Origin of the sequence: Commensalibacter papalotli (ex Botero et al. 2024) (assembly GCF_947179115.1) — a bacterium.
In the GTDB taxonomy this organism is placed as follows: Bacteria; Pseudomonadota; Alphaproteobacteria; order Acetobacterales; family Acetobacteraceae; genus Commensalibacter; species Commensalibacter papalotli.
This window is the reverse complement of sequence record NZ_CAMXCI010000006.1, coordinates 1-21,672: the sequence shown is the minus strand read 5'-3', so window position 1 is coordinate 21,672 and position 21,672 is coordinate 1. Positions and strand designations below refer to the sequence as shown.

At 37.7% G+C, this 21,672-nt stretch carries 12 protein-coding genes and 2 pseudogenes; 4 read left to right on the top strand and 10 right to left on the bottom strand.

Going from position 1 to position 21,672, the window contains the following annotated elements; translation table 11 throughout:
* Positions 1 to 44: 44 nt before the first annotated feature.
* Positions 45 to 2,234, top strand: a complete 2,190-nt coding sequence (locus tag QMN76_RS09910; protein ID WP_282066009.1) for a TonB-dependent receptor — start codon at positions 45 to 47, stop codon at positions 2,232 to 2,234.
* On the opposite strand, the gene QMN76_RS09905 is transcribed toward QMN76_RS09910, so the two are convergent.
* From QMN76_RS09905 to tkt, 10 genes and pseudogenes are all read right to left on the bottom strand, one after another.
* A complete protein-coding gene (locus QMN76_RS09905; RefSeq protein ID WP_282024297.1) occupies positions 2,217 to 2,780 on the bottom strand; it encodes a gluconokinase in 564 nt (187 codons plus the stop codon). The genes QMN76_RS09910 and QMN76_RS09905 overlap by 18 nt on opposite strands.
* Before the next feature lie 12 nt (positions 2,781 to 2,792).
* The gene (gene rpiA, locus QMN76_RS09900) at positions 2,793 to 3,494 is read right to left on the bottom strand and encodes a ribose-5-phosphate isomerase RpiA (protein ID WP_282024295.1); all 702 of its coding nucleotides are present in this window, start codon (positions 3,492 to 3,494) and stop codon (positions 2,793 to 2,795) included.
* A 75-nt stretch (positions 3,495 to 3,569) separates the two neighbouring features.
* Positions 3,570 to 4,334, bottom strand: coding sequence for a 6-phosphogluconolactonase (gene pgl / locus QMN76_RS09895; RefSeq protein WP_282024293.1), 765 nt, complete (start codon positions 4,332 to 4,334; stop codon positions 3,570 to 3,572).
* Between the two features lie 85 nt (positions 4,335 to 4,419).
* Entirely contained in the window at positions 4,420 to 5,268 is an 849-nt protein-coding gene (locus QMN76_RS09890; protein WP_282024291.1) for a Cof-type HAD-IIB family hydrolase, read from the bottom strand.
* A gap of 106 nt (positions 5,269 to 5,374) precedes the next feature.
* Positions 5,375 to 6,490 carry a glycosyltransferase domain-containing protein gene (locus tag QMN76_RS09885; RefSeq protein WP_034340021.1) on the bottom strand — a complete coding sequence of 372 codons (1,116 nt, stop codon included), beginning with the start codon at positions 6,488 to 6,490 and terminating at the stop codon, positions 5,375 to 5,377.
* 135 nt (positions 6,491 to 6,625) lie between these two features.
* Positions 6,626 to 10,204, bottom strand: a complete 3,579-nt coding sequence (nifJ, locus tag QMN76_RS09880) for a pyruvate:ferredoxin (flavodoxin) oxidoreductase (protein WP_282024289.1) — start codon at positions 10,202 to 10,204, stop codon at positions 6,626 to 6,628.
* 19 nt (positions 10,205 to 10,223) lie between these two features.
* Entirely contained in the window at positions 10,224 to 11,855 is a 1,632-nt protein-coding gene (locus tag QMN76_RS09875; RefSeq protein WP_282024287.1) for an NAD(P)-binding protein, read from the bottom strand.
* 402 nt (positions 11,856 to 12,257) lie between these two features.
* The gene (gnd, locus tag QMN76_RS09870) at positions 12,258 to 13,241 is read right to left on the bottom strand and encodes a phosphogluconate dehydrogenase (NAD(+)-dependent, decarboxylating) (RefSeq protein ID WP_034340012.1); all 984 of its coding nucleotides are present in this window, start codon (positions 13,239 to 13,241) and stop codon (positions 12,258 to 12,260) included.
* A 78-nt stretch (positions 13,242 to 13,319) separates the two neighbouring features.
* Positions 13,320 to 16,182: pseudogene (locus tag QMN76_RS09865) on the bottom strand (bifunctional transaldolase/phosoglucose isomerase).
* Between the two features lie 119 nt (positions 16,183 to 16,301).
* Positions 16,302 to 18,365 carry a transketolase gene (gene tkt / locus QMN76_RS09860; RefSeq protein ID WP_282024285.1) on the bottom strand — a complete coding sequence of 688 codons (2,064 nt, stop codon included), beginning with the start codon at positions 18,363 to 18,365 and terminating at the stop codon, positions 16,302 to 16,304.
* A gap of 837 nt (positions 18,366 to 19,202) precedes the next feature.
* Here tkt and QMN76_RS09855 point away from each other — a divergent pair.
* The 3 genes and pseudogenes from QMN76_RS09855 to QMN76_RS09845 all read left to right on the top strand — a co-directional run.
* Complete coding sequence (locus QMN76_RS09855; protein WP_282024284.1) at positions 19,203 to 19,733, top strand: ankyrin repeat domain-containing protein; 531 nt, start codon at positions 19,203 to 19,205, stop codon at positions 19,731 to 19,733.
* A 34-nt stretch (positions 19,734 to 19,767) separates the two neighbouring features.
* A complete protein-coding gene (gene hisC / locus QMN76_RS09850; protein WP_282024282.1) occupies positions 19,768 to 20,841 on the top strand; it encodes a histidinol-phosphate transaminase in 1,074 nt (357 codons plus the stop codon).
* 408 nt (positions 20,842 to 21,249) lie between these two features.
* A pseudogene (locus QMN76_RS09845) lies at positions 21,250 to 21,672 on the top strand (carbohydrate porin); the annotation flags it as partial.

The window sequence follows — 21,672 nt, the reverse complement described above, 5'->3', positions numbered from 1 at the left end:
ACGCTGCATATTCATTTTTATCTATTTTATATCAGAGTCGAATTATGTTCTCTTTTCCACGCACGAGCTATAAATTCTCGCTTATGCTTTCGGTTTTTTTTATTCAATCATCTGTATCAGTATGGGCTGCGGAAACGCCTTCCTCTGCAAAAACTCAAACTTTACCTGCTATTAACATTAATGCTGATGATATAGCCGATGAACCATCCGAAATTACTCCAGGCAGTACAACGTTAAAAGCAGACCAACTGAAAAGCGTTGTAAATAATAGCCCTGATACAGGTGCGTTACTTGAGCATCAAATGGGAGTCAGCCTTTATAAATCAGGACGTATTGCATCCTTGCCTGTGTTAAACGGCATGGCGGATGATCGTGTTGCCACCGTAATTGATGGAATGCGCATTACAGGGGACTGCCCCAATCATATGAATCCTGCACTATCTTACCTAAATCCCCATGATGTTTCCGTTATCAATATTATGGCTGGCATCGCACCTGTAAGCCTTGGTGGAGACAGCACAGCAGGCACCATTAATATTGAACGAAAATCCCCTGTTTTTGCCAAGAAGAAAAATAAAATTATTTCTACAGGTCAAGTCTCAGGGTTCTTCCATAGTAATGGTAAAGGGCTTGGGGCTTCTGGAGATGTTACCGTTGCCAACGATCACCTTAGTATTCGTTATAATGGGGGATGGTCGCAATCCAGAAATTACCATGCAGGCGCTGGCGGTGGTAAGGTCAAATCTACACAATATAAGATGTTTAATCATGATGTAACCTTGGCTTATAAAAAGGATAATCATTTACTCTCTCTTAATATTGGACAAACAGATACCCCTTATGAAGGCTTTCCAAATGCCTATATGGACATGACAAAAAATCAATCTGTTTTTATCAATGGAAAGTATAAAGGCGATTTTGATTGGGGAACTTTAGAAGCCAGAGGCTATTGGCAACGCGTCACGCATGCTATGAATATGTTGGGTGACAAAGGCGGGCATTCCCCAACCACAGGCATGCCTATGAATAATATCGGACGTTTAGCGGGATATGATATTAAAGGTACCATTTACCTTAATAATAAAAATACTTTACGAATTGGTAACGAATTCGCCTATTATACGCTTAATGATTGGTGGCCTGCCCTGCAAGGCAGCATGATGATGGGTCCGAATACTTACCATAATATTAATCGTGGGCATCGTAATCGCTTGGGTACCTATGCAGAGCTTGAAACCCAATGGGATCATGATATTATCACCTTGCTCGGTGTCAGAAATGATGTGGTTATGATGAATACTGGGCAAGTTTCAGGTTATAAGGGTCTTGCTGGTATGAATGCCACCGAAGTTGCTGCAATGGACCGTTTTAACAGTGCCAACCGTGGTAAAACCGATGTTAATTTTGATGTTACCGCCCTTTTGCGTTGGAAAGCAGATCCCAACTTTACTTGGGAAACAGGCTATGCCAGAAAAACGCGTTCTCCTAATTTATATGAACGTTATTCATGGGGGACTACCCCAATGGCTATGCGCATGGTCGGATGGTTTGGAGATGGTAATGCCTATCGCGGGGATATTAATCTAAAACCAGAAATTGCCAATACCATCAGTACCAGCTTTAATTTTCATGATACCAAACAAGAAGTCTGGGAATTAAAGATACAACCCTATTATACTTATATTCATCATTATATTAATGTGAACTATCTAGGCAGCGCCTCTGGACGTGCTGGCACAACTATTTCAAATCTGCAATTTGCCAATCATAATGCCCAGCTTTATGGTGTAAACTCTGCAGGTTCGTATAATGTATGGAACAGCAAAAAATTCGGTAAAGGCGTTTTACAAAGTAATTTAAACTGGGTCAGAGGCACTGATCTAACCAATCATACCAACCTCTATCATATGATGCCTGTCAACGGAACACTCAGCCTTAATCAATATATTGGGAATTGGAGTGGTCGTATCGAAGGGGAATTTGTAAATGCCAAAGGTTTAACTGATCCTTTACGACGTGAGCCAAAAACTCCTGGTTATATATTACTTAATATGGGCGCAAGCTATACTTGGAATATGTTCCGACTGGATATGAGCATTGAAAATGTCATGAATAAAAAATATTACTTGCCTATGGGTGGCTTAACCATTGGCGACCTTATCGCAGATAACAGGGTCAGAGCTTTACCAGGAATTGGACGTTCATTTAATGTGGCTTTAACTGCCAGCTTTTAAGGATCTTTGCTGCAATTGATAAAGTGTCTTTTGCAGCACTTCCTCAAAAGGTTCTTCCTCTACCTTTATTTCAATAAAAGGTTCATTTGGTTGAAGTGGCTCAAGCGTTTCTATCTGGCTTGATAGCAAACTGGCTGGCATAAAATGCCCTTTTCTTTTCAACAAACGCTTTAATAAGATATCCTCGGGCACATGAATATATATAAAATAAAAAGGGTTTTGGATATTTTTTCTTAAAATATCACGATATCTTTTTTTTAATGCAGAACAAGTAAGAATGCCTGACCCATGATGGTTTTGTTCACTTTTTACCAACCAATCATGGCATTTTTCTAGCCATGGAATACGGTCTTCATCTGTTAAAGGAACACCACGAGACATTTTTTCAATATTATGCTCGGAATGCAAATCATCTCCTTCTTGAAAAGACCAACTTAATTTTTCCCGTAACCCTTTGGCAAGCTTACTTTTTCCACAGCCTGAAACCCCCATCACTACAAGTAAACATGGTTTTATCGTAGATATATCAACTATGGGATCAGGCATTTTACACTCCTACTACTTTAAATGATGTAATCCATCATTACCAGCAATTAACACTTCATTCGTGCAATGAATAAATAATCCATTTTCCATCACACCGACAATTTGATTAATTTCATTTTCCAACTTGACAGGGTCTGTAATTAATCCAAAATTGCAATCCAATATCATATTTGACCCATCCGTTAAGAAAAATTCTTTACTGTCTTTTTTCAAACGAACATCAATATTAGCACCAATTTTTTCCAGATGTTTGGCCGTAGCCTCCCATCCAAAAGGGGTAACTTCTACAGGAACAGGTGTATGATCACCAAGTTGATCAACCATCTTACGCTCATCTACTACGACAACGAATTTTTTAGCAGCATACCGAACAATTTTTTCTCTGAGTAATGCTCCACCCAGCCCTTTGATTAAATTATAACCTTGACGGGTAACTTCATCTGCACCATCAATATCAAGATCAAGTTCGGGGCATTTACCTAAAGTTGTTAACTCAATCCCAAAAGATTCCGCAAGATGGGCTGTATCGACTGATGTCGGAACCCCAATAAATCGCAGCCCCTCTTCTTGCCAACGTCTCCCCAAAGCTCTTACAACACAAGCCGCAGTGCTGCCACTTCCTAAACCAACCCTCATTCCAGGAGTGACCAAAGAAGCCCCAAGGTCACCGACTTTTTGTTTATAAAGCTCTATTTGGCTTGTATCTGTGCTCATTTTCTATTCCCTTTATGCCATAAAGCGTATTCTTTATTACCCAATATAGAGTAATAAAGAAATTATCCTTATAACTTACTCTCCACCTGCTGCACGATCAAGAATCCAATGTAATTCTCCCTCGGTTGTGATCGCAGCAGAAGGATAAGGTTTATTCTCGTCACGAACTTCACGAATAATTTGGGTTTTACTATCTCCACTAACCACAAACATCACGAAACGACTGGAAGCAATCGCAGGATAAGTTAAAGTCAATCTTTGATGTGGTGCGTCAGAAGGTTGGCTCCAAGACACCCATTTTTCTTGTTCTTGTAAAACAGGGGTGCCAGGAAATAACGAAGCTGTATGACCATCTGCCCCAAGACCTAACAATACGATATCAAATAAAGGTTTTCCCTTTTGTAACGTTTCAAAACCATAGATTTCTTGTAATTCTGCTTGATAAATCTCAGCAGCTTTTACTGGATCTTCCAAAACTGGCATAGGATGCACATTGCGAAATGGAATATCAATATGCTTTAACAAAGCCTCTTTAACCATATGAAAGTTGCTGTCTGCATCTGTATGGGAAACCATTCTTTCATCTCCGAAAAACAAATGAATTTTATGCCATGGCATCCGGTCTGCATATTCAGAGCTACCTAATAACTCATATAATCTTTTAGGCGTAGAACCACCTGATAATGCAATACATAAGGGCCCATCTTGTTTTTCTTCGGCATGATGTAAAATAGAACTGGCCAAGTAATCAGCTTGAGCCGTTGCATCGGATAAAACAAGCACATATCCTGTCTGCGCAGTATGACCCTTTTCCCCTGTATTTTCTATTTTATCATTCATAACCAGTCCTTTTTAAATATTTTTACGATTAAATAAACTTTATCATAGCGAGATCTAACACGATATTCTATAGAATAAAGACGCCTTAGGCTCTGGGAAGAATAAAATTCTCTACCGCATAAGCCCAGCCATTGTCTTCATTACTTTTCGTTTGAAAATGTGCATGACGATAAACACGTTCGCTGGATTGCCCCATAGCAATTGCTAAACCTGCGATCTCTAACATAGGAATGTCATTATCCATATCTCCGATACAAGCAATTTCCGAAATATCAATTCCATATTGTTTGCCTAACTCAATCGCAGCAAATCCTTTGTTTGCTTTGGGATGGGTAATATCTAAATAATGGTCCGATGAGCGCAATGCTTTGACCGTGTCAGGATATTTTTGATTAATTTGATCAGCCAATTTGTCTAATAACGCTGTATTACTTGAAACACCCTCAATTTTAACAATACGATTTTTATATTGGCTAATATGATCAATAATTTCAGGACCACCACCAACAACAGCCTTTTCATGAGAAATAAAGGGATCATTCCTATCAAAAACAACCCAATCAAATCCCCCAAAAATCCATGCTTTAACATCATTTTTTTGTAATAACTCACAGACCTCATCAGCATCCTGGGTCTTCATAGCCATACTAGAGGCAACAGATCCATCATTCCCAATAATTTCGCCACCATTTAACGCAGCAAAAGGGGTTACAATATTCAAATCCTTAAAAAACATTTGAATCCCTTGAGGCGGCCTACTACTGACCAAACATAAATGAATGCCTGCTTCTTTTAATTTTTGAACTGCTGTCAGTGCTTCTGGTGTTATTCTTTTATCATCCGTTATTAGCGTTCCATCAATATCTGAAACAAGTAATTTAATTTTATTAGACGGTTTTTTATCAATTCTATGATTATCTAAATTACCCAACATACTCTCCTTGTAACAATATTTAATAGATCACTATTAAGCATATCAATAAATTATATGCTCAATCTTTTAGTAACAAAAAACAACATAAATATAATTGTAAGTAAAATTAACTCCATCCCATATTAACAATAGTTTCCAAAAGAGCATCATTTACATGCATCATAACTCGGAAAGGCACATCTATGAGCTCCAAAGAATCACAATTACCAACTATATCTTTTAAAGGGACATTATGATTTGTTTGAATTATATTCTCAGAATCAATAGTGAGAGCCTCCCAATTTCTAATGTAATTTTTGGGATAATAAGAATTGTCAGGATGAAAAGAAAGAATATATCCCTTACTTGTCAATAAACACATCTTGGTTTTTTGCCCGTTTTGTATAACAAAACATAAATCATCATTAATTTTATCTGTAAAAACAAACTTTCCACCATGAGGATACGCTAAGAATTTACCATTTTCTTGTATACAAGATAAATAACGTGGTAGATTTCCATCTCTGTTAATCTTTGCAATGTTATTAAACCCAACAATTGCTGATTTATCACCATTTCCATGCCAAACAGACGGCTTTGTACCGTAATGATGGTTTTTTAATATCATCCCGTCGTAAGAAAAGTCATCAACAGAATAATTAAAGGCAGAAAATAGCTCATCATAATAATCTAATTTAATATTCACATCTTGATTTTCGTAAGCAAAATACTGCATAAGTTCCTGGTCATCTAATCTACCTGTTTTCTGAGATGCCTCATAACAAAAATTAATCATTTTACGAAGGCTACCAACATATCCCATATAAACACCACTATTTAGATATTTATTCGGAGTATCTGTTTTTTGCTTAAAAAATTCTAGAATATCATTTCTATCTACTGTACCAATTACACCAGATATTTTTACAGGAGGCCAAAAATTTTTATCAACATTAAACATCATATCGCATTCATATGACAAAAATTTATTTAAAATTACACTATAGTGATCATTAATATTTACATCATAACCATCTGTAAACAGAACAATTGAATCTTCATGCAGATAATCATTGTTTAAAAAAGCTTGTGTTATAGCAATTTTTTGACAAACTCCAACCTTACCTCTCTGATAATTCCCTGATATATTTATAAACTGAAAACCGTTATCAATTGATTGCTGTTTTAAAATATTTAAATTTGCTCCGAATGGGGCTGCAATTGTTAAATGATATATAATCATCTCTTTAATTTCTTTCTGCTATTTTATCTGCCTAAACTATCTTATATCAATATCCTCAAAACCAAAATATATTAATAAACACATAAACGCTCTCAATATCTATAGATATGAGAGCGCTAAAATTTAATAAAAAAGTTAACGTGTTTTAAGTCCAAAAACAACGGGATTGGCTTCGCTACCTTCAATAGCTGCAAGCGCTTCATATTGTTTGTATTTACGTAATACAGCTTGTTGCGCCATATCCATCATTTCCTCTGCCTCGTTTGGACGTACTCGTGCCAAGTTACGATAACGAATTTCATTTCCAGCATATTGTTTTAATGGAATAGAAGGTTTCGGAGAATCAAGTTGGAATGGATTTTTACCAATTTTACGCATCATTGGATCAAATCTAAACAAAGGCCAATATCCAGAATCTGTAGCCAACCCTTGTTGCACCAACCCTTGACGCATATCCAATCCTTGACCAATACAATGGCTGTACGCAACAATCAACGATGGACCATCATATGCCTCTGCTTGACGGAATACATCTAATGTGTGCTGAGGGCTTGCACCCATTGCAACTTGGGCTACATAGACATTATCATAAGTCATTGCCATCAGAGCCAAGTCTTTACGAACAGTTTCTTTACCCGCAGATGCAAATTTAGCGACTGAACCAAATGGAGAAGCCTTTGAAGCTTGTCCTCCAGTATTGGAATACATTTCTGTATCCATCACCAAGATATTTACATTCTGACCAGAGGCAAGCACATGATCTAAACCGCCATACCCAATATCATAAGCCCAACCATCACCACCAACAATCCAAATACTACGGCGGATAAAATGATCGGCTAATGTCAATAAGCGTTTAGCATTTTTATCATTAATCTGAGCTAATCTTGTTTTCAACTCTCCTACACGTAAACGTTGTGCTCTGATTTCTGATTCATGAACTTGATTAGATGTAAGAATAGCATTAACCAACTCTTCTCCCACAACATCTTTTATTTTCAATAATAAATTGGAAGCAACCTCCAATTGCTTATCCGCAGCTACCCTAAAGCCTAATCCAAATTCAGCATTATCTTCATAAAGTGAATTAGACCAAGCTGGTCCTTTTCCTTCTTTATTCATCGCCCACGGAGTGACAGGCATGTTTCCACCATAAATAGAAGAACACCCTGTTGCATTTGCGACTTGTAAACGATCACCAAATAATTGAGTTAATACTTTTAAATAAGGAGTTTCACCACATCCTGCACAAGCACCAGAGAACTCAAATAACGGTTCAAGGAACTGCACACCACGAACGTTAGAGAAATTAATCTTGCTGCGATCATTCACTGGAAGGGTATTAAAGAAATTTAAATTACGCTTTTCACGATCTAACAAAGTTTCTTTTGCTGTCATATTAATCGCACGAACATCAGGTTCTGTTGGGCTACTTGCTGGACAAACACTGACACACAAAGTACAGCCTGTGCAATCCTCTACATAAAACTGCAACGTAAAGTTTGTATTTGGATATCCACGTGCATTTACAGGAGCTGTTTTAAAATCCTCTGGTGCATTTTCTAATTCTTTTTTATCGTAAGTTTTTGCACGGATCACACTATGAGGGCAAACATATCCACATTGACCACATTGAATACACAAATCTTCACGCCATTCAGGGACAAAGTCAGAAATATTGCGTTTTTCATATGCCGCAGTTCCAGAAGGAAATGTTCCATCAGCTGGTAAAAGACTGACTGGCAAACTTTCACCACGACCAGAGAACATGGGTACAATCACATCATGGATAAATTTAGGGGCATTCGCTGGAACTGGATTTTCTTGCGCTAAGTTACTGGATGCATATTCTGGGACCTTGACCTCAAATAAATGATCGCAAGCTGCATCAACAGCCTTATAGTTCTTTTGAACCACTGCATCACCTTTGGAAGAGTAGGTTTTATGAATTGATTTTTTAATATAATCAATCGCTTCATCACGAGGCAGCACACCAGAAATCGCGAAGAAACAGGTTTGCAGGATCGTATTTGTCCGCATCCCAAGACCAACTTCTTGAGCAACTTTGGAAGCATCCACAACAAAGAATTTTAATTTTTTCTCAATAATACGCTGTTGTGTTAAGCGTGGTAAATGTTGCCAGACTTCCTCTGCACTATAATGAGAATTCAATAAAAATGTGCCATTGTCCGCAGCATTTTCCAAAATATCTTGACGATATAAGAAATGAAATTGATGACACCCTACAAAATCAGCTTGCTGTACCAAATACGCTGCTTTGATTGGTTCATGACCAAAACGTAAATGAGAAACTGTTTGCGCGCCTGCTTTACGAGAATCATAAACAAAATACCCTTGGGCATATTGTCCTACATCTTCAGAAATAATTTTAACACTATTCTTATTCGCACCAACAGTCCCGTCTGAGCCTAGTCCAAAGAACATTGCACGTTTTGTATCTGATTTCTCAATATTAAATGCAGGATCATAATCCAAACTTGTAAAAGTTAAATCATCTTTAATACCAACGGTGAAACCATGACGCGGTTTTTCGACTTTTAATTCATCGTAAACTGCTTTAACCATCGCTGGGGTGAAATCTTTAGATGACAATCCATAACGTCCACCTATAATTAATGGTAAATGTTCACGATTTCCTCTGGCAACTGCTTCTGCCAAGGTCGCAATCATATCAAGATATAAAGGTTCACCAATTGCACCAGATTCTTTGGTACGATCCATTACAGCAATACGTTTTACAGTTTTTGGTAAAGCTGCCAATACTTGCTGTGCAGGAAATGGACGGTATAAGCGAATTTTTAAAATACCAACAGATTCTCCATTTTCACGTAACTTTGCAACAGTTTGCTCAGCTGTTTCCGCAGCCGAGCCCATCAATACAACAACATATTCAGCATTTGGATCGCCGATATATTCAACCAAATCATAATGACGACCCGTTAATTTTTTAAAACGTGCCATATATTCTTCTACAATTTCAGCCGTTTTATTATAATAAGGATTAACGGCTTCACGTGCTTGGAAGAATGTATCTGGATTATGTGCTGTTCCACGAATAAAAGGGTTCTCAGGGCTTAGCGCGCGTTCGCGGTGGGCTGCAACCAAATCATCATCAATCATTTTCTCGATGATGTCATCAGAAATCATATCGAGTGTATTGAGCTCATGCGAAGTTCTGAAACCATCAAAGAAATGAATAAACGGAACACGCGCTTTTAATGTTGCTGCATGAACAATCAACGATAAATCATGTGCTTCTTGAACAGAATCAGAACAAAGCAACGCAAAACCAGTCATTCTTGCAGCCATCACATCGGAATGGTCACCAAAAATCGACAAAGCAGAAGTCGCAATAGAACGTGCTGCAACATGGAAAACGGTTGATGTTAATTCACCTGCAATTTTATACATATTTGGCAACATCAATAACAGCCCTTGAGACGCTGTAAATGTTGTTGTCAATGCACCGGATTGTAAAGCTCCGTGAACTGCCCCTGCAGCACCGCCTTCACTTTGCATTTGTTGAACGAATGGGATATTTCCCCAAATATTTTTTTTGCCTTTCGCAGCCCAATCATCAATATCCTCTGCCATCGGGGACGAAGGGGTAATTGGGAAAATTGCACAAACTTCATTAACACGATAGGCAATATGCGCAACCGCTGTATTCGCATCCATAATTGTCTTAGACATTTATATATTATCCCTTACCTTATACCCGTTGTTCTGTAACCATATCGATTGCTTGACATGGGCATGTTTCAAAACAAGCAGAACACCCTGTGCAACGATCCATATTGACTTCATACCCATTTCCTGGGCCTAATTTTGTTAATGCTTGCTCTGGACATGCTGCCAAGCAATTGTCACACTCATAACAATTCCCACAAGACAAGCATCGTTGCGCTTCATACACGGCTTCATTTTCTGAAAAGCCGATTAACGTTTCTTTGAAACCAATCCGTTCATCAACAGGCAATTCTTTTTGAATGATTTGTGGTGTTTCTGCTAACAAAGGCAAGTGTAAATCTTTATAGTATGAAATTGGATTTTTCGATGGAATTTGATAGGCGTTCGCACTTAACCAACCATTTATAAATCTAGCCGCCTTTTTCCCTAATCCTACCGCAGTGGTTACACTGCGTGGCCCACGAATGGCATCACCACCAGCAAAAATACCCTCGGCACCCGTCATCATATCTTTACCAACCACAATCGTTCCATCTGGATTTAATTCGATTCCAGAGACCTTACTAAGAAAGCTACTTTCTGGTCTTTGTCCTAATGCCATAATCACAGTATCCATTGGCATGTCTTCGAATTCTTCTGTCGGTTCTGGGCGACCTGTATCACCAACAACCATTTTTCTCAAGACAACTTTATCTTTTTCAATAGACGCAATGGTACTCATACATTTAAATTGAGTTCCCTCGGCATCCGCATCAACGATTTCAAAATCATGTGCTTCCATATGAGGGCGATCCCAAAAGAAAATGATTTTAACAGTCTTGGCACCCATACGAAAAGCTGAACGTGCAGCATCCATAGCGGTGTTGCCTGCCCCATACACCAAAACATTTGCACCAACTTTAGGTTGGTTTCCTGCGCTCACATCATGTAAAAATTCAGCAGCAGATAAAACATGAGCTCCCTGTTGTGTAGGAATATCAATTAAAGAAGGTTTCCCTGCACCTATCCCAAGGAAAACAGCATCAAACTTACCGTCTTTCTTTTCTTGCTCTAGGTCTTCGACACGGTGATTACAAACAATCTTCACTCCCATTTCCACAATACGATCAATATCTTGTTTTAAGATATCACGTGGCAAACGATAGGCTGGAATACCATACTGCATCATCCCACCAGGAATAGAAAATGCTTCTCTGATCTCAACCTCATGACCCATACGACGCAAATGATACGCCGCAGACAAACCACCAGGACCAGCCCCTATAATGAGAATACGCTTACTATTTTTATTTTCTGTAACTGGAACTTTCCATCCACTGGCGTTCGCCATATCACCCAAAAATCGCTCAACAGCATGAATAGTAATAGAACCATCCAAATCACCACGATTACATGAATCTTCACAGGGATGGTAACAAGCACGTCCATGCACTGCTGGCATTGGGTTATTCATCAGAATATGTTCCCAAGCAGCTTGGAATTTGCCCGCTTGCGCTAATGAAAGCCATCCTTGAATATCCTCACCAGCTGGACAAGCATGGTTACAGGGAGGTAAATGATGATTATATACAGGGACTACTGTTCGAATTGGCCCTGCAAAGTCCTTTTTCTCCATATTGATACGGGGACTCATATCATGTTGTTTGATTGTCATACCATGACCTCCATCTATGAACAGACACTACTCATGTCTATTCATTATTTTGTTTCTTGAATGATAAAATTATTAATTTTTTTTATTACGATATTTATAAAATACCGAGTGAGAAGTATAATTATGTTTTATACTTAAACTAAGAAAATATGATTATTGGTTCATAAATTCTTCACCTTTTAATCCTTAATTATAACCGTGGAATGACTGTTTAAACGTTATTCTATATTAGAATATCGCAGAGAATGTATAACAAATTGTTTACTTTGCTTAAAAAAAATTTAGAAAACATCCAAAAATTATTAAATTATACTTTTATAAGGTCAAAAGAAATAAATGGCATAAAAAAAAGCTTTAACCTTTACGATTAAAGCTTTTATTGCAGAAATACTTACAAAAATTTTATTTTTTTTCTACGTGTCCGCCAAAGCCAAAACGCATTGCTGATAACATTTTTTCAGCATATGTGTTTCCTGAACGTGAGCGGAAACGAGTAAATAACGCAGCTGTAATAACTGGCGCAGGAACAGCTTCTTCGATTGCAGCTTCAATCGTCCAACGACCTTCACCTGTGTCAGCAACGTCCCCTTGGAATTTAGAAAGATCACCATCAACAGCCAATGCATCAGCACAAAGATCCAATAACCATGAAGGAATCACACTACCGCGACGCCATACTTCAGCGATATCAGCCATATTTAAATCAAAACGTTGTTCTTCTGGTAAACGATCAGACCCTTTCATACGCATAATATCAAATCCTTCTGCGTATGCTTGCATCATTCCGTATTCAATACCATTATGAACCATTTTCACAAAGTGACCAGAACCTGCTGGACCGCAATGTAGATATCCTTTTTCCGCACGTGGGTTTAAATTTGAACCACGGTTTTTTGTACGAGGAATATCCCCAATCCCAGGTGCGAGAGATTCAAGAATAGGGTCAATATGATCTACAGCTTCTTGATTTCCACCATACATCATACAATAACCACGTTCTAGACCCCAAACCCCACCAGAGGTTCCAACATCAACATAGTGAATACCTTTTGCATGTAAGATCTTCGCACGACGAACATCATCTTTGTAACATGTGTTACCACCATCAATAACGATATCGCCTTTGCTAAGCATATTACCAAGCGTTTCAATGGCTTTTTCAGTAACATCACCAGATGGTAACATCACCCAAATCACTTTAGGAGAAGGAAGTGCTGCAACCAATGCTTCCAAATCATCTACAACAGCGCTTTTAGGTGCTTCAGCATGAATTTTATCACTGACTGCACGAGTACGGTTTAATAAAACAACTTCATGACCATGACGAGCCAAACGAACAGCCATATTGCCACCCATTCTGCCCAAACCATACATACCTAATTTCATAATAATTTTCCTTTAAATTAACATCATAAAATGAAGGTGCCTTGAAGATTAATCCCACAAGACACTTTCTGTTTTAAACTACAAAGCGCTTAAAATAGTTTTGCTCAAAGTTTCCAAGCCCGCTTTCATATCCCCTTTGACATGAATACGGATCACTCTTCTATCACGTTCTGACAAAACATCAAAATCACCACGAGCTTGTGCCTCTTTTACAATTCCAAATGTATATTTTTCTGCTGGAACTGGCAAATCTTTGACATCATCAACAGTGATTTGCAAGAATACACCTGTTTTTGGCCCACCTTTATAGGCTTGACCTGTAGAGTGTAAGAAACGAGGACCAAATTCTGCAGCTGTTGCAACTTTTTTCTTGTCACGAATAGCCAAACGAATTTTTTGAATCCAATCACGCGTTGCAAGATCACGTTCAATATAAGCCAATACACCAACATAATCCCCAGTTTGAACCTGAGAAAATAATGTTTTTAAAGCATCTGTCAAAGAAGAAGCATTTTGTAATTTTTCAACTTCAACTTTACCTGCATATACTTCAAAATTACCATCACGAACCACAGGGGTAATATCTGGTAACTTACCATGCTCATTATAAGCTGTGGTAATTTTTTTGGTTTCGATTTTACTTGCTTCAACATCAGGTTGATCAAATGGATCAATTCCAATAAAGGAACCAGCGACTGCCGTTGCGAATTCGGTTTGATAGAAAACTTGTGCAATTTGGTTCTTATCTTGTAAATTCAAGGTAACCACTGGATGACCAGCTGCTTTTAAAGCTTCTAATGCTTTATCTTGAGCTGCATCAACATTACCATTTAAACGCAAATACACAAACAAACGATCATTACCATAATGATCTGGGGTTGTCAGAGTTTCCTCATCAATTGGAACAATACCCTTACCAATCTTACCTGTTGATTCAGCAAGCAACTGTTCCAACCAAGCACCCAAAGAGTTAATGGCAGGAGAAGCAATAATGGTAAATTTATCTCTTTTGAATTGTGCAACCGCTGTTCCCCAGATAGCGCCCAACTGGAGACCAAGATTTTGAGTCAAAGAAGTTTCTGCGGCACATGCTTTTTGCATTTTATGAGCAGATTGTAACAAAGCCCTTAGTGGTAGTCCAGCTGCTGCTGCAGGGATAATACCAAAATTAGATAAGACAGAATAACGTCCACCAATATCTTTTTTACCGTAAAAGATTTTCCAAAAACCGTCTTGTTTAGCAACATCTTCCATATGAGAACCAGGATCAGTTACAGTCACAAAATGGCTTCCGACCTTATCACCAACAACTTTTTTAGCTTCATTATAGAAATAAGCTTTTAAAATGTTTGGCTCTAATGTTCCACCAGATTTAGAAGAAACAATGAATAACGTTTTCCCTAGATCTACTTTTTGTTGAAAGGTAAAAACTTGTTGTGGGTCTGTACTATCCAACACATGCAGAGTTGGGAAACCTGTTTGATGACCAAATACTTCACCTAAAACTTCTGGCCCAAGACTAGACCCTCCCATTCCAAGCAATAACACATCCGTAAAACCTCTGGCTTTAACTTCGTTTTGAAAAGCCTCAAGGGTTGCAAGGTCACCTAATTGTTCATCAACAATATCTAACCACCCAAGCCATTTACTTTCATCTTTTCCTGTCCACACAGAAGCATCACGCGCCCAGATTTTTTGGACTTTACCCTCTTTATCCCAAGCGTTTAGGCCTTCTTGCACGGCTTTTTGATGATCTGCTGGTAATGCAGATTGCATTTGAATTAATTGTTCGTCCTGCATTAAATTATTTCCCACTTTGTAAAGTTTCTAGTTTTTCTTTAACAGAACCCAACAGTTGATCAAATGCAGTTGCAAATTGAGCAACACCATCAGCTAACAATTTATCTGTTACACCTGCTAAATTTAAATTTAAACGTTGAGCTTCTGATAATATTTTTTTAGCTCCCTCAACATCTTTATCTAGTGTTTGAGAAGCCGTTCCATGATCGCGAAAAGCATCCATTGTTGCAGGAGGAATTGTATTCACGGTATCTTGACCAATCAACTCATCAACATAGATTGTGTCAGGGAAAGATTTATCTTTACATCCAGTACTTGCCCACAATAAACGTTGTGGTTTAGCACCAGCAGCAGCAAGCTTTTTCCAACGATCTGTTTTTAAAACTTCAAGATAATGTTGATAAGCCATTTTCGCATTCGCAAGGGCGACTTTACCACGAACAGCTTTTAATGCTGCACTATCTTTGTCACCAGCAGCAACACGGGTATCGATTTCTTTATCAATTGCTGTATCAATACGACTTACAAAGAATGAGGCAACACTGGAAATATGACCAATATGATGACCTTTGGCTAGATGTTTTTCTAAACCAGCAATATAGGCTTCTAAAACATTTTTATAAGCATCCAAAGAGAACAACAAAGTGACATTAACGTTAATGCCTTCAGAAATTGCTGTTTCAATCGCAGGAATACAGGGTGCTGTTGCTGGAATTTTAATCATCAGATTTTTTTCAGCAACTTGTTTCCATAAACGACGTGCTTCTTCGATTGTCTTTTGACCATCCATCGCAATATAAGGAGACACTTCCAGGCTTACATATCCATCAACGCCTTTGGTTTTTTCCCACACAGGAAACATTACTTTACATGTATTGCGGATATCTTCAATCGCGGCTGTTTCATATAATGTTGGAACATCAGTCAAGCCAGATGCAATTAATTCTTTGAATTGTGGATCATATTCTGTTCCATGACCCATCGCTTTTTCAAAAATTGCTGGGTTAGAAGTAACCCCTTTAAGGTTATCTTCATCAACCAATTTTTTAAGACTGCCATTCGCAGTAAAAGAACGTTGAATAAAATCTAACCACGGAGATTGTCCATATTTTTCAAGTTGAACAAGAGGATTTTCAGCCATTTGAATTTTTTCCTTTTAAGGTTAACTTATAAAACAAATTATGTACTAATTATGTCATATTACAAATATTAAAGCCCTCTTTCTAGCTATTGTAAAGAGGGCTCTTTTCATCTAATCCACTATTTTTTAAGCTGCTCTCTAGCAACTTTAAGAACATTTTCTACTGTAAAACCGAAATGTTCGCGTAATTTATCATAAGGTGCAGAAGCCCCAAAACTGCGCATTGCAATGATGGCTCCAGTTGGGCCTGCATAACGGTCCCAACCAATTGGAGATCCCTGTTCGATCGCAACACGACCTGTAATGTGTGGAGGTAAAACCTCATCACGATATGATTGTGGTTGTTCTTCAAAGATTTCCCATGAAGGTATAGAAACAACACGAACTTTTTCGCCTTCTTTCAGCAATATTTCATATGCTTCCATAGCCAATCCAACTTCACTACCTGTTGCAATCAAGATGACTTCAGGCAATTCACCACAACATGCAACCACGTATCCACCCTTGCGAAGTCCAGCAGCAGAGGCATATTTTGAACGATCAATCGTCGGTAAATTTTGGCGACTTAATGCCAAAATTGTTGGATGTGAATTATGCTCCATTGTCATTTTCCATGCTTCAATAACCTCGTTAGCATCTGCTGGGCGGATCATACGAATACCAGGGGTTGCACGGAAATGTACCAACTGTTCAATTGGTTGATGAGTTGGACCATCTTCACCAACACCAATACTGTCATGTGTGAAGATATAAACGATTGGCAATTGCATCAAAGAAGCCAAACGAATTGGGTTTTTCATATAATCAGAGAAAATAAAGAATCCAGCTGCATACGTTTTAAGACCACTTAATGCAATCCCATTGGCAATCGCACCCATTGCATGCTCACGAACACCATAATGAATGTTACGACCACCAAAAGTGCCATTTGCTTCTGGATAATCTGGACTTTGGAATACACCAGCATCAGCAAATTCTAACCAACTCTTATTTGATGGTGCAAGATCAGCAGACCCACCAACCATCCATGGAATATTTTTCGCAATTGCATTTAATACTTTACCAGAGCTTGCACGAGAAGCAACGCCTTTTGGATCAGCGGCAAAAACTGGAATATCTTTGTCCCATCCTTTTGGAAGACGATTATGAATAATATCATCAATTTCTTGGGCAAGCTCTGGATGTTTGGTTTTATATTCAGCAAATAACGCGTTCCATTTTTTACTTGCCTCTGCACCGCGTTTACCAATACCAGCAGCAAAATGCTCTTTAACACCATCAGCAACATAGAATGTTTTGTCTTCAGGCATACCATATACTTTTTTAGTTGCCTTTACTTCATCTGGCCCCAAAGGCTCACCATGAACACCATGTGTTCCAGCTTTGTGTGGAGAACCATAACCAATGATGCTATCGAGAATAATTAAACTTGGAGCATCTGACGCATGACGTGCTTCGTTTAATTTAGCTTGAAAATCTGCAATATTATTCGCATCTTTGACTTCATGTACATGCCAACCTTGTGCTTTGAAACGTTTGGCAACATCATCTGTAAACGCAATACTAATGTTACCTTCAATAGAAATACGGTTACGGTCATATACCCAAGTCAAATTGCCTAGTTTTAAATGCCCTGCAACAGAAGCAGATTCATAAGAAATCCCCTCCATCAAATCGCCATCACCACAGAATGAATATACATGATAGTCAAACAATGGAAAACCATCTTTATTATAGCGCGCAGCCAACCATTTTTGTGAAATTGCCATACCCACAGAAGTAGCCAATCCTTGGCCCAAGGGACCTGTCGTCGTTTCAATACCTGCTGTATGACGATATTCAGGATGTCCAGGTGTTTTCGAATTAAACTGTCTAAATTGTTCTAAATCTTGCAGGGTCAATGCTGGTTTTTGTTCAACTTTACCATCATGAGTAACGTTGTGAATTCCAGTCAAATGAATCATTGAATACAACAATGCAGAAGCATGACCACCAGAAAGCACAAAACGATCACGTGCTGGCCATAATGGATTTGCTGGATCGTAATTTAATACATTATTCCATAACGCATAAGCAGCTGGCGCCAAATCCATCGGTGTTCCAGGATGCCCTGAATTAGCAGCTTGCACTTGATCAATGGCCAAACCACGAATTGTATTAATACAAAGTTCATCAATATTCATTCAAATCTCTCCTAAATAAAGTCTTTTACCCTAATCAATCATAGAGCAATTAATACATGATCTTAATACGCATTTAAAAAAAGAAAACCAAAATTCTTTACTAAATTAGATTATCATCTCTTTATATCACAAAAAGTTGGGAGTTAAAAAAAACAAAATGACCATTTAAAAACAATAGAGACCATTATTTTTTTGGTTAAAAAAAACACTATACGCCCAAATAAAAAGGATTATTAATTTTAGATCAAAGCGTTAAAAACTTATAATTACTGTATCAATATAATAAACAATCTTTAACACTTAAGAATTAAACTCGTCCACAATCCATATTCATAGCGATAATAATTTAAAAAAATCACCAATAGTAGAGAAGAAGAAAAATGATATAAAACGCAATAATAATACCCAAATAACAAAAAGCATCCATGGACTCTTGGTAATCGACCTTACAATCTCTTTGCAAGCACATCTCTAGTGTAAGTATCAAGGCTAGTATAATTGCCCCTATCATAACCGAAGGGGCACCAAAAAACATCCCCACTAAAGGAACAGGAATATTGCAAGTAAAAAGACCAATGGCAAAATAAAAAAATATCAACAGAGAAAATTCCAACACTTTTATTGGATTATCTGTCTTGTTTCAGCACTAATAATTTTAGGAATTGATTTTGCTTGTTATCATAACGACGCTTATTACTTAACCCATAAAACCGAAATTCAACGGGACAAACTTGAACAAGAATTAAAAACAAAAAAAATCAAGGATTAACTTTTCTTTTCAAACTATCTCGATAAAATAAAAAACTATTCTTTTATTTATAAAACGAGGGGATAACCATGACCTCCAATTCAGATAAACCTGCTTCATCTCAAAAACCAACTTTTACCCCAGAGCAAATTGAAGCACTCTATTTTGATACAGCACGTCAAGGAGAAATAGAACTTCTGACAGAGTTTATCAGAGCAGGTATGGATATAAACCACCAAAATCACGAAGGGCACACAGCCCTTATATTGGCAAGTTATCATAATCATACACAAGCCGTACAATTATTACTCAATCATGGCGCAGATCCCAATATACTGGACAATAAAGGCGCCACCGCTTTAACGGGCGTTGCATTTAAAGGCTATATCCCGATTGCAGAGCTTTTAATCAAAGCTGGAGCAGACGTTAACGCTGAAAACAACCTTAAACGTACAGCATTAATGTTCGCCATTCTGTTTGGACGCAAAGATATGATTAAACTTTTATTACAATCAGGCGCTGATCCCCATCACGAGGATGGTGAAGGAACGACCCCTATCAAACTTGCCGAGAGCCAAGGCGATATCGAACTAATTCAATTATTAAAACAACAGAACTAGTTTTATTTGAAAATTACTAATCTAGGAAACTAAAATGACTAATCCTTATTGGAGCCCTTTTGTTAATGATATTGTTCCTTATACCCCAGGGGAACAACCCAAAGTAACAAACTTGATTAAATTAAACACTAATGAAAATGCCTATGGTGTGTCTCCAAAAGTATTAAATGCCTTAAAAGAAGCCCTTACCGATCATCTAAAGCTTTATCCAGATCCAACCTCGAATCAACTTTGCTCAGAACTAGCCAAATTACATGATGTAGACACAGATTATATTTTTGCAGGAAACGGTTCAGATGAAGTTCTAGGCTTTGCTTTTTTTGCCCTATTAAAGCACGATAAACCCATTTTATTCCCTGATATTACCTATAGCTTTTATCCTGTTTATTGCAATCTGTTTAACATTGCTTTTAACACAATTCCGCTAACAGAAGATTTTGAAATTAATTTACAAGATTATGCCGATAAAGATTGTGCTGGTATTGTCATAACCAATCCTAATGCCCCTACTGGTGTTTTATTAAACCCTCAATTAATTCAAGAATATTTAAGGGAACACCGTAATCAAGTCGTCATTGTGGATGAAGCATATATAGATTTTGGCGGGGAATCCGTGGTCTCTTTAGTAAAGCAATTTCCTAATTTATTAGTCATCAGAACTTTTTCTAAGTTTTATGCCTTGGCTGGTTTAAGGGTTGGATACGCTGTTGGTAATCCAGATTTAATTGAGGGTATCAGACGCATTAAAGACAGCTTTAACTCTTATCCATTAGATCGTTTGGCACAAACCGCCGCGACAGAGGCTGTCAAAGACATTCAATGGTCTGTTCATAATGCCCAACGTATAATTGCCAATAGAAGTCATCTGATACAATCACTTAGAAAGATTGGGTTTAAAATACTAGAATCACAAGCTAACTTTATTTTTACATCTCATCCTAATATTTCAGGAGCTACTCTTGCATCACGACTTAGAGAAAAAAATATTTTGGTGCGGCATTTTAATACACCTCGGATTAAGAATTGGCTGCGCATTACCGTTGGAACCGAAGAAGAATGCAAACAATTAGTTCATGAAATTCAATATATTTGTAATCTTGATGTTTAATATAAAATTGATAAATAATTAAACCCTATATCTGCAGATTCTAACGTTAAATAATGTACTTTAATGTTGGAATCTGACACGCCAACTCAAGTTGATCTTTATCAAAATTCTATAAAATTTAATTGTCATTTTAATTTACTCTAAGCATATACAATATTCACATTTATCTTTTGAAAAAATATGCTTAAACGTACCCAAGCAGCACCTTCAAAAATTGAACAAGATAAAAATATCACATCATTAATATAATGTTATTAACTGGTCTAATATATAAATTGACAAAACTTAACGTCATTAATTATTGTTAATGATTATTAATTTCATTTACATATAAGATCCACGCTGATGCTCAACACGTTAAATCATTTCTTATACACACGTCCTATATATAGTAAGAGATTACTTTTCTTGTCTATTTATACCACGTTAAGCCTTTCGCTTTTCGGTCAACAAGCAGATGCGGCTCGTTCCTCACCCTTGCTTGATCAAAATGCTGCCCCTTCATCAAATTCAAGCAGTGGCGACCCGACAAAAAAAACGCCTCCCCCAGCAAAAGTGTTAGACCAAGATACGGGCCAACATCCTGAAAATGACGATATGTTACTTAAAAGCATGTGGGGTGTTCGACCTTGGTTAGCCCAATACGGTATTACCTTTACTGCGGTTGATGTTAATGAAGTTTGGGGGAACCCATATGGTGGTATCAAACAGGGTGCTGCGTATGAGGGTATGACGACATTGACCCTCAACTGGGATCCAGAAAAAGTGCTTGGTTTTAAACATGGGCTTTTTAATATCAGCGCTATGCAAATCAGAGGACGTTCATTTACA